The following is a 10,221-nucleotide window of genomic DNA, read 5'->3' on the forward strand; positions in this document are numbered from 1 at the left end:
GTATAAATTCCGGAATATCGAAGCAAAAGTTCGTGATGTTCGTGTCGTTCGTGGTTAATCCTATTCTTCCTGCGTAACTGCGTAACATGAGATATTTCCTTATATTTCCCAGACCGCGTCCCGGATGAGTTCGCATACCGTGGGGTGGGGGAATATGAGCTGCTTCACCTCTTCGATCCGGAATTCCCCTTCGATCAGGGCAGCCCCCCCCCAGATGAACTCCGAAGCGTAGGCCCCCACGGCGTGGATCCCCAGGATCTTCCGGGAGGCCGCCTCGGCGATGACCTTTACCGCCCCCTGGCCGGCGAAGGTGTTTTCCGCGGCAAACCGGCCGGAGATCCGCATGGGCAGGGACGCCTTGAGGATGGAAATTCCCCGGGCCGCGGCTTCCTGCTCGGTGATCCCCACCCCGGCGGCTTCGGGGAGGCCGTAGACCGCCCAGGGCACCCCGTGGTAACGCATGCGGTTGGGTTCTCCGGCGTTTCCGTCCAGGCGGCTTTGGATATCCGCCACCGCCACCTCCGCCATACGGTAGGCCGAGTGGGCCAGGAGGCTCTTTCCGGTGACGTCCCCGGCGGCCCAGATCCCGGGGATATTGGTCCGCATCCGGTCATCCACGGCGACCCCCTTGGGGGAATGATCCACCCCCGCGGCCTCCGCCCCCCAGGTAGTCACCACCGGCCGCCGACCTACGGCCATAAGGACCAGGTCCGCCTCCACCTTTTCGGCCTTTCCGTCTTTGGTGCTATACCGGACCGCGGCCCCGTCGATCCCCTCGACCTTGCAGCCTAACTTAAACTCCACCCCCTTCATGGCCCGGCGGAGGAGGGGAGCCTGCTCTTTATCCATAAAGGGAACGATCTCCTCCATCATTTCGATCACCGAAACCTCCGAACCCAGGGCGGAAAAGAGCCCCGCGAACTCCACCCCGATGACCCCGCCCCCGATAACCACGAGCCGTTTCGGTACGGTTTCGACCGAGAGGAGGCCCGTGGAATCCACCACCAGGGGATTGTCCCGTGCTCCCGGTATGGGGGGGGCTACGGGAACGGATCCGGCGGAAACCAGGATCGCTTTACCTTCCTGTTCCCGGGTTTCCCCGGTGCTTTGGGTCACCTTGACCTTGCCCGGCCCGGCCCCGGGGGCCGTCAGGATCTCCCCCCGGCCCGGGGCCACATCCACGGCAAAACGTTTCATCTGGGCCCCGATACCGGCGCGGAGTTTTTCCACGACCTCCCCCTTCCATTTCTGGATGGCCTCCCAGTCATAGGACACTTCCGGTATGGTAATGCCGAATTTCCCCGCTTCCCGGGCGTGGACATACTGTTTCGCCGAATTGAGCAGGGTTTTGGTGGGGATACACCCCACGTTCAAACAGGTGCCCCCCAGGTGTTGTTCTTCTATTAAAAGGACCTTCTTTTTCAAATGTCCCAGCCGTTCCGCCGCAAGGTAGCCCCCGGGTCCGGCGCCGATTATGATAACATCGTACAAAATATCCTCCTTATACCAGGGCCCCGCCAGGCAGCGCCCCGGTTCCGCTCCATTATTGGGTAAGCCACAGGTCAATCTCCGCGACGGCTTCGCCCAGGGCCTTGAGGAACCGGGCCGCCGGAGCCCCGTCCACCACCTGATGGTTGATGGTGAGGCTGAATCCGATGTGGGGTGCAAAGCCGATTCCCCCGTCTTCCCCGGTTACGGGCGTGAGCTCAATCCCCGCTACCCCCAGGATTGCTACCTCCGGGGCGTTTAACACCGGGGTAAAGCTTACTACCCCCAGGCTCCCCAAATTAGTCACCGTAAAGGTGGAACCGGAGAGCTCCTCGGGTTTTACGCCCCCCCCCTGACAGGCGGCGGCCAGGCGCTTTGCCTCGGCGGAGATCCGGGCCAGGGGGAGGAGGTTGGCGTTCCGGATCACCGGAACCATGAGCCCCCGGGGGGTATCCACCGCCACCCCCAGGTGGACCCGCTCAAAGGTTTTGAGGGTATCCCCCAGTTTATGGGCGTTCATGAAGGGGTACCGGGGCAAAACCCGGGAAACCGCGAACAGGATGAGGTCGTTGATGGTTACCTTGGAAAGGCCCAGTTCTTCCCCGGAGCTTTTCATCCGGGCCCGGAGTTCCTGGAGCCGTTTTACCGGGGCCGCGGAATTGAGGGTGAACTGGGCGCTCTCCGCCAGGGATTGGTACATCCGGTCGGCGATAAGTTTCCGAATCCCCTTGATCGGGGTTTCGATGATCTGCCCTTCCCCCGGGTCCGGCAAAGCCTGGGCGGATATGGCCTTTGCGGCGGGGGCGCTTCCTTCCGGGACGAGGTCCGCGGCGATAATCCTGCCCCCGGGGCCGGAACCCGTTGACGGCGCCGTAAGGCCCCCGGCCCCCAGGCCGGCCCGGGCCGCGGCGCTCAAGGGGGGTAATCCCTGCAGGGCCGCTTCCACATCCCGCTCAATGATCCGCCCGCCGGGCCCGGAGCCCCCCAATTCAGGCCCCGACTCAAGCCGTACCGTTCCATCTTTTACCACCACGGGCCGTCCCGCCTTATCCGCCAAATTTCGCGCCCGGGGGGACAGGGGAACCCGGCCTTCCGGGGAAACCTTGGGTGGGGCTTCCCCCGGCCCGGAGGGCTGCCCCAGGGGTACCGAAACTTCAGCGGCCGGGGCCGGGCTTGCCGGTTTTTCCCCGGCGCCGCCCAAAGCAGCGGCCCAGTCTTCCCCCGGCTGCCCTATCACCGCCATGGGTTCCAGAACCGGGACATCATCCCCCTGCTCTTTAAGCAGCTTCAAAACCGTCCCGCTTTCCCCGGCGGGAACCTCGAAGGTGGCCTTGTCGGTTTCCACATCACAAATAACGGTATCCGCCGCCACCGAATCCCCTTCTTTTACCTTCCAGTCAACGATAATACAGGATTCCACCGTATTCCCCTGACGGGGCATGATCAAAATATGGGCCATGGTAACTCCTTTTATAAGGGCTCCGCTTCAAAACTAAGCGAATTTTGAAACAGAGCCATCTTTTACTTTAGACATAATTTGTTTAATAGTGATCCCCCCGGCGGCAAGATCTTCCATTGCCTCCGCCGGCAAATTGCCGTCGGTCAGGATGAGGTCCATGGCCGCCAGGGGCAGCACCGTGGTAAAGCCGATTTTTCCGTATTTACTGGAATCCGCCACCAGCACCGTGGTCTGGGCATGGTCCTTCATGGCCTTGACGATTTCCGCCCCCTCCATAAGATGGGTGGTGATGCCCCGTTCCAGGGTAAACCCGTCGGTCCCCACAAAGGCCAGCCTGACGTTAAGCCGGGCAATGGTCCCCAGAGCAATGGGCCCCACCATGGACTCGGTGGGCCGCCGGAATTCACCGCCGGTCATGGTGATCTGGAGGAGGGGGTTCATCCGGGCATAGGCGAAAACCAGGGTTGAATTGGTTACGATATGAACGTCCCGTTTCCCCAGCAAATACCGGGCCACCAGGGCGGTGGTGGTCCCCGCCTCAATCATGATCACATCCCCGTCCCGTACCAGGTCCGCCGCGGCCCGGGCGATGAGATTCTTTTGCTCCTGGTGTTCCCGCTGCCGCTCCAGAATATCCCGGTGCGTCACCGGGGCGGCTCCCCCCCATTTCCGGGTGATCCACCCCTTGTCCTCCAGGTCCTTGAGGTCCCCCCGGATGGTCACCTCCGACAGACCCAGGTTCTGGGCCAGGGCGGTCACCGATACGGACCCGTCATCCGAAAGTTTATCGAGGATAGTACGCTGCCGTTCATTTAATTCAATAATCATTCGAAAAAATGCCAATTTCCTTTTGAAACGCTTTCATATTGCTTATGATTATAGCGTAGATTGATAAAAAATGCAAGAGCTCCGTAACGATTTTTTAGATTATTTTACGGTAGAGATGAAATTTAACTATGAAGTTTACGAACCATCACGAACAGGAAATGGAAACAAACTATTTATAGTCCGGTAAAACAAATGCCGAACATCTTCAAAAATCAATCAATCAATCAATCAGTATAAAGCGGGTAGCATAAAAGAAAAAAAATTATACGAAAATGAATAAATTATTCACCGATGAAGCATGGGATGATTATCAATATTGGATAAACACCGATAAAAAGCAGCTCCAGCGGCTAAGGAAATATGAATGGTGTTATTTGTCCTATCCCTCAAACTTTATAACAAGGGTATCCAAATGGCGCAGGAGCGGATGTTGGGCTTCTTCACGGACCCGCCTTACCGTGAAAGTTTCTTCGATAATTTCTTCCGGCTCGATGATCCAGATTGTTGACAGATCCACTCCATGTTCCGCTTTGAGTTTGCTGTAACGTTCCTCAAATTTTTTGCCGTAGATAAGGGCCTTAACCGGCGTTCCCTTTATCTGAAAACTGGTTTTATCCGGCCCCAAAACATTGATTGCCACCTGTTTATTGAACCAAATGCTAAAAACAAGATTCTTATTTGTCTGGGACGATTCGATAATTTCGTCATACTCCAGATTTCCGCCGCTGTTAAGACGTATAGAATCCTTAAACGTTACATGTGGCCTTCCGTTCTTGTCCACGCTGGCCAGGACTTTTACCGCACCGGTGTCCTCCAGCAGGACTTTTACCGTTTCGTCAAGTTTTATCGCCATACCGTTTCCTTATAGTTATATTCTGGACAGATCGGTGTCGGGATGATTGCCGCAACGGCGATAATTGTCCATGTCCGTGTTAATGTGGTATTTCCTGCACAACCGGTCGAGCCCGCAAGACAACCGGACATAATACTCAAGCGACGGCGTTTTCTGGTTAAAAAAGACGGAACCCTCCGCCACCGTCCACACGCATTGCACGGTGAATACCCCGTGCTTCGCCAATTCTTCCGCTTCCGTAAGAGTCATGTCCAAGGCTTCGTCCTCGCTGGTAAAGCCCTTAGGTCTTGCCATTTCCACGCCGCCCACTATGCCGGTGTTGACATTGCCGAATCCAAAAATATCAACCGCCTGATACAGCCGGTCTTTCCATTCCTCGTAGCCTATCTTTGCCGCCTTGCCCGGACATATCCAGTCGAACTTTTCCTTGTTCAATACCTCGATATCCGCCGTGTACGAGCTGAGTCCGGTATTTTCATAAAGCCGCAATAGCTGCTCTTTTGTATACGCCGTCCCTATCAACTGACTCGGAAACTTGGCGCTTTTAAAATTCTTTCCCGCCTCACGCAGCACTTTGATGTAAAGATCAACCTCGTCATCCAGCAGTTCTTTGCCGGAAAGGATCGAACCGCCGGTAAGAAACAGGCTCATGTACCGGCCCGGCTGTTTAAGCGCCTCGGCGAGCGTCTCGGCAATATCCGTTAAATCAACATATTTCGGTTTCCCCGTCTTTTTATATGTGGCGGCGACGGAACAGTACTTGCAGCCGTGTCCGGGGGTGTTCCAAAACTCGCAGTATTGAAACGGGTACAGATCTATACGCTGGGGCCTGGCCAGCGCGATTTGCCACATCGGTATATGATTGCTTGTCTCTTTGCTGTAATAATCCGGCTTTTCCCAGTAATCCACTTCCTCCACCACGGTTCCCTGATCGGTAAGGACTATCCTGTCCTCCACCACATCCACAAGATACGGAGGGCGTCCGCTATTTTCCAGCGTAAATCCCGTAAGGATGGAGGTCCCATCCCTCATCATCAGCGAAACCGGAATCGCTCCCGATGTTTCGCGGGAAAATCCCCGATATTCAACCTGATGAACGGCCAAGTCCACATGGGCAAGCGCCGCCTCAGAAAATCTAACTCCCCGGCGCTGTACGTCCGCCTTGATTATCACAAACGGGGAAACATCGGGATACTTCCGCATCACCTCGGAAAGCGAAAGTTCCCGCGCATCTATATCGTTAAATGCCGTCATCCAGCTAACCCCCATTTCCCCTGCTTTCCCGGGTTATTATGTCGTTGTACGTGTTCCGTCCGGGACACAGGCTTAGGCTCATTTCCCATGTGGGGCGGTAACCGATTTTTTGATATAGTTCCTGCGGTTTTTTCCCCACGGCGATAAGGCGGGCCTCAATTGCCCCTTTTTCTTTTAGCCACAGATGATTTTTTTCTAGCAGCGCCCGGGCTATGCCGTTTCCCCGGTACTCCGGCTTGGTGTAGACATCTATTATCCAGCCATAGTAGCCCGGCTTAAATAAACAGTACGGAAAATCCGATTTGATAAGCGCACCTGCGGACGCTATCGCTTCGTTTTCATGATTCATGGCAAAGAAGTGAACGATACTGCCATTGTGATATTCCGCCATGTACCGGGCCCTTACTTCCTGTCGTATGTGATCTATGGCCTCCTCCTTTCCCGAATCGCCGAACATTAACCAGCGAAAGGCGACAGCCAAATCAACATCCTTAAGCGTTCCCTGCCTGATAGTATACAACACATCCATAATATATCCTACTTAATATATAGGTTAAATATATTTACGGTTTTGTCAAGGGTTTGATGATTTTTCCGGTGTATTTTGTGGAGAAGGTCTCCCCTATTCCCCGAAAGGCCCCGCCTTTTGTACGCTGAAGTTTTGTTTTGCAAAATCATTTCTCAAACCGCTTGACAATGTTTTTGGGATATGGCAATCTATAATCATAGTAATTTTATAGGAATAATATAAAATGCGGTTGAAAGAAAAATATATTACTGCCTCGGTAATCATAGCGATTTTTTTGGCATGGTATGGGATAACGGAGTTAAAGCTCGTCTCCCCGGCGCTCGTACCTTCTCCCAAAAGCGTGGTGTCTGTATTTTTTTCTATACTCCACAATGACTACAAGGGTATATCCCTTTGGCGGCATCTGTCGGTCAGTATGGGGCGCTTACTTGCCGCGTTCCTGTTTGCGGCGCTTATCGCCGTACCGCTTGGACTCGCCAGCGGCTACAACAGTAAAATCCGCGCGGTTTTTGAACCCCTTGTCGAATTTTACCGGCCCCTTCCGCCGCTGGCGTACTATACGCTGATAATCCTTTGGATGGGCATAGACGACCCGTCAAAAATAATGCTGTTGTTTTTGGCCGCCTTTGCCCCGATGTACATCGCCTGCGTGTCGGCTATGCGAATGGTAAAAAATGATTATGTCAACAGCGCCCTGACCCTGGGGGCTTCCAAATGGCAGGTATTTTTTTATGTCAGCTTTCCCGCCTGTCTTCCAGGTATATTCACCGGCATACGTACTGCGGTTGGAGTGGCGTACACGACGCTGGTAGCGGCGGAAATGGTCGCCGCCGTGTCGGGAATAGGCTGGCTTGTTTTGGACGCAAGCCGCTATTTACGAAGCGATATTATTTTCATGGGTATATTCATGATGGGGATTACGGGAATTGCGCTGGATCAGGCGCTCAGACTGCTTGAATCAAAAATAGTTTTTTGGAAAGGAAAAGAGTAAACAATCCGCGTTAATGCGGTTGTAATATAAATTGCAAGGAGCTTTATATGAAAAAGAGACTCAATGTGCCGTCGTTAATTTTTATCGTGGTTATGGTTACCGCACTTGGAATTTTTACAGGGTGTTCTAAAAAGACAGCGGACACGGGGGAAACAAGCGCTGCGGCGGATTTACCCACAGTTGTCAATATCGGGACGCAGCAAATATCCAACGATGAAAGCATCGCCAAGGCAAAACATTTTTTTGACGATTTGGGAGTAACCGTTAATCTGCGGGAATTTGAATCCGGCGCTTCTGTGGTAAGCGCGCTGGCTTCGGGAAGCATCGATTTGGGGCTGGTGGGAACCACGCCCGCGGTTACGGCCATTTCCAATAACCTTGGCGTCGAAATCATTTGGATTCACGGAATTCTCGGCAAGTCCGAAGCGCTGGCTGTAAAAAACGATTCTGGCATCGATTCCGTAAGTGGTCTTGCCGGGGCGAAGGTCGGCGTACCGTTTGGGTCCACCGCGCATTACAGTTTATTGAGCGCCCTCAGTTTAAACAACGTGGACGCATCTTTAGTAACAGTACTGGATATGCAGCCGGCGGATATTTACGCCGCATGGCAGCGCGGGGACATCAACGCCGCCTATGTGTGGGATCCGACTTTGACAAAACTGTTAACAGACGGAAAACTGATTGCTACCAGCGAAGATCTGGCAAAGCTGGGGGCAGTTACCGCAGATATCGAGGTGGTGCGGAAAGAATTCGGAGATAAGTATCCGGAGCTTGTGGCGGAATACATCAAGATTCTTTCCAAAGCGCAGGCCATTTATCATGATAATATTGATGAAGCGGCGGCTATTTTGGCGGATTACTTTGAAATCACCGCCGAAGACAGCAAGAATCAGATACTTGGCAATGTATGGCTCAGCGCCCGCGAACAGTTATCCCCGCAGTATTTGGGGAGCAGCGGCAATCCGGGAGCCTTAGCCGAAGCGCTGAAGAAAACAGCGGACTTTTTGGTTGAACAGCAGTCGATAAAAGCTGCGCCGGATATTTCCGTATTCCAAAAGGCGGTTAACCCGCATTATATTGACCTTTCGCTTAATTGATCTGCCTCACCCCACCCCACCCGATGCGTGGGGTGGGGATAACAAGGAGACGTTTATGATCCAAGTGGAAGCGGATGTTTCACCGGATGTAAAAGAAACAATAATATCCCTGTCGAATATACAGATGACGTACAAGACGGGAAACCGCTCCACGGAAGTATTATCAAACATCAATTTTAAAATACACAAAGGGGATTTTATCTGTATACTGGGGCCTTCCGGCTGCGGCAAAACCACGCTGCTTAATATAATAGCCGGTTTTGTAAAACCTTCCGCAGGTGCGGCCATGGTGGACGACGCGATAATAAGCGGGCCTGACTGGAACCGGGGTTTAGTTTTTCAGTCTCCTACGCTGTATCCCTGGCTGAATGTGCGTGAAAATGTTGAATTCGGTCTTAAAATGAGGAAATTTAGCAAAAAAGAACGGGAAGCCCTGTCGGATAAATACCTGGAACAGACCGGTCTTTCGGATTTTAAGTACCATAAATCATACGAACTTTCAGGGGGAATGCGCCAAAGGGCCTGCCTTGCCAGAGTGCTGGTAAATAATCCAAAAATAATTCTGATGGATGAACCTTTTGGCGCTTTGGACGCGCTGACCAGAGAGAATATGCATCAGCTTACGCGGATGATCTGGTCCGCGAATCGCGGGACTTTTTTTCTTATTACCCATGATGTAGACGAAGCGCTATCCCTTGCCACAAGGATTATGGTTATGTCGCCCCGGCCCGGCAGAATTGTCCGTGAATTCAACACGGAATTTACATACTACATTACCGGCGACGAGACGGACAGAACACGGTTTTCCACAGACTATATAAATATCAGGGAACAAATTCTGCGTATCATCCACAATCAGGACGGAAATTATACAATTTAATTCTTTTACGTAAACCTCCGGCTATGCCGGGGAGACTTGAAAAGGCTATGCCGTGCCGTGCGTGATCTGAATAGCGCAATAATATGTACTCCTGAGGAAGCCCCCGGAAAAGGCAGCCAGAGGAGTACTAATGAAAGATTGGCAAAGTCTAGCACATACGAAGTGGGAATGTAAGTACCACATCGTAATCGTGCCAAAATACAGGATGAAAATCCTGTATGGGAAGGTGAAGAAGCGCATAGGACAAATTCTAAGGGAGCTATGCCGGTATAAGGACATAGAACTGTTAGAAGGGCATGCGATGCCGGATCATATCCATATGTGTATATCGGTGCCGCCGAAATACAGCATAGCGATGACGATCGGGTATTTGAAAGGGAAGAGCGCCATACGGATACACCGGGAGATTTTGAGAGTAACGAAAGGGTTTACAAACAAGAATTTTTGGACCCGGGGGTATTGTGTGAGCACGGTAGGACTGAACGAAGAACAAATACGGGAATACATCAAGAATCAGGAAGATATAGATACAGGCCGACAAGGTCTGTTGAATCTGGATGGACCCGAAATAAACTAAATGCCCCCTTTAAGGGGGCTTCCTCAAGCCACCGGCTATGCCGGTGGTATCTGACTGCGGCGGCTGCATGGGATGAAGGTTACTTGATGCCCGTACCCGGGGAGGTCTTGCAATACCCTGTACAGAGACTGACGAACCGTCCTCGCTGTGCAGGAACTCATGCAGTAATGTATAACTGAATTGCAAGAAGTCAGCAGAGGCCATAGTACCGCCCGGGGGACCTCCTGAAAGATGGAACGAACCGAACGGGAAGGGCTGAACGATG

Annotated in this window: 10 protein-coding genes; 4 read left to right on the forward strand and 6 right to left on the reverse strand. The window is 52.9% G+C overall.

What is annotated here, in order from left to right; genetic code table 11:
- Positions 1-99: 99 nt before the first annotated feature.
- From lpdA to LQZ21_RS14465, 6 genes are all read right to left on the reverse strand, one after another.
- A complete protein-coding gene (lpdA, locus tag LQZ21_RS14440; protein WP_411045281.1) occupies positions 100-1,491 on the reverse strand; it encodes a dihydrolipoyl dehydrogenase in 1,392 nt (463 codons plus the stop codon).
- A gap of 52 nt (positions 1,492-1,543) precedes the next feature.
- On the reverse strand, positions 1,544-2,947 hold the full coding sequence (locus tag LQZ21_RS14445) for a dihydrolipoamide acetyltransferase family protein (RefSeq protein WP_411045282.1): 1,404 nt from the start codon (positions 2,945-2,947) through the stop codon (positions 1,544-1,546).
- Positions 2,948-2,980: 33 nt separating this feature from the next.
- A complete protein-coding gene (locus tag LQZ21_RS14450) occupies positions 2,981-3,775 on the reverse strand; it encodes a DeoR/GlpR family DNA-binding transcription regulator (protein WP_411045283.1) in 795 nt (264 codons plus the stop codon).
- Positions 3,776-4,154: 379 nt separating this feature from the next.
- Positions 4,155-4,628, reverse strand: coding sequence for a pyridoxamine 5'-phosphate oxidase family protein (locus tag LQZ21_RS14455; RefSeq protein WP_411045284.1), 474 nt, complete (start codon positions 4,626-4,628; stop codon positions 4,155-4,157).
- A 15-nt stretch (positions 4,629-4,643) separates the two neighbouring features.
- A complete protein-coding gene (locus LQZ21_RS14460) occupies positions 4,644-5,882 on the reverse strand; it encodes a radical SAM family protein (protein ID WP_411045285.1) in 1,239 nt (412 codons plus the stop codon).
- 4 nt (positions 5,883-5,886) lie between these two features.
- Positions 5,887-6,411, reverse strand: a complete 525-nt coding sequence (locus tag LQZ21_RS14465) for a GNAT family N-acetyltransferase (RefSeq protein WP_411045286.1) — start codon at positions 6,409-6,411, stop codon at positions 5,887-5,889.
- Positions 6,412-6,640: 229 nt separating this feature from the next.
- On the opposite strand from LQZ21_RS14465, the gene LQZ21_RS14470 reads away from it, so the two are divergent.
- The 4 genes from LQZ21_RS14470 to tnpA all read left to right on the forward strand — a co-directional run bounded on the left by LQZ21_RS14470 (position 6,641) and on the right by tnpA (position 9,956).
- Positions 6,641-7,402 (forward strand): ABC transporter permease, encoded by a 762-nt coding sequence (locus tag LQZ21_RS14470; RefSeq protein ID WP_411045287.1) that lies wholly within the window; start codon positions 6,641-6,643, stop codon positions 7,400-7,402.
- A 47-nt stretch (positions 7,403-7,449) separates the two neighbouring features.
- On the forward strand, positions 7,450-8,499 hold the full coding sequence (locus LQZ21_RS14475) for a taurine ABC transporter substrate-binding protein (protein ID WP_411045288.1): 1,050 nt from the start codon (positions 7,450-7,452) through the stop codon (positions 8,497-8,499).
- A 55-nt stretch (positions 8,500-8,554) separates the two neighbouring features.
- Positions 8,555-9,379 carry an ABC transporter ATP-binding protein gene (locus tag LQZ21_RS14480; RefSeq protein WP_411045289.1) on the forward strand — a complete coding sequence of 275 codons (825 nt, stop codon included), beginning with the start codon at positions 8,555-8,557 and terminating at the stop codon, positions 9,377-9,379.
- 130 nt (positions 9,380-9,509) lie between these two features.
- A complete protein-coding gene (gene tnpA, locus LQZ21_RS14485) occupies positions 9,510-9,956 on the forward strand; it encodes an IS200/IS605 family transposase (protein WP_411045290.1) in 447 nt (148 codons plus the stop codon).
- The last annotated feature ends 265 nt before the right edge of the window (positions 9,957-10,221 follow it).

The organism is Treponema sp. TIM-1, assembly GCF_046533115.1.
Lineage (GTDB): Bacteria > Spirochaetota > Spirochaetia > Treponematales > Breznakiellaceae > JAIRMO01.

Bases quoted from the DNA above. Each gene is read 5' to 3' on its own strand.
- LQZ21_RS14460 (WP_411045285.1), bottom strand. From the start codon at position 5,882: ATGACGGCATTTAACGATATAGATGCGCGGGAACTTTCGCTTTCCGAG.
- LQZ21_RS14455 (WP_411045284.1), bottom strand. From the start codon at position 4,628: ATGGCGATAAAACTTGACGAAACGGTAAAAGTCCTGCTGGAGGACACC.
- LQZ21_RS14450 (WP_411045283.1), bottom strand. From the start codon at position 3,775: ATGATTATTGAATTAAATGAACGGCAGCGTACTATCCTCGATAAACTT.
- LQZ21_RS14445 (WP_411045282.1), bottom strand. From the start codon at position 2,947: ATGGCCCATATTTTGATCATGCCCCGTCAGGGGAATACGGTGGAATCC.
- LQZ21_RS14465 (WP_411045286.1), bottom strand. From the start codon at position 6,411: ATGGATGTGTTGTATACTATCAGGCAGGGAACGCTTAAGGATGTTGAT.
- LQZ21_RS14480 (WP_411045289.1), top strand. From the start codon at position 8,555: ATGATCCAAGTGGAAGCGGATGTTTCACCGGATGTAAAAGAAACAATA.
- LQZ21_RS14475 (WP_411045288.1), top strand. From the start codon at position 7,450: ATGAAAAAGAGACTCAATGTGCCGTCGTTAATTTTTATCGTGGTTATG.
- tnpA (WP_411045290.1), top strand. From the start codon at position 9,510: ATGAAAGATTGGCAAAGTCTAGCACATACGAAGTGGGAATGTAAGTAC.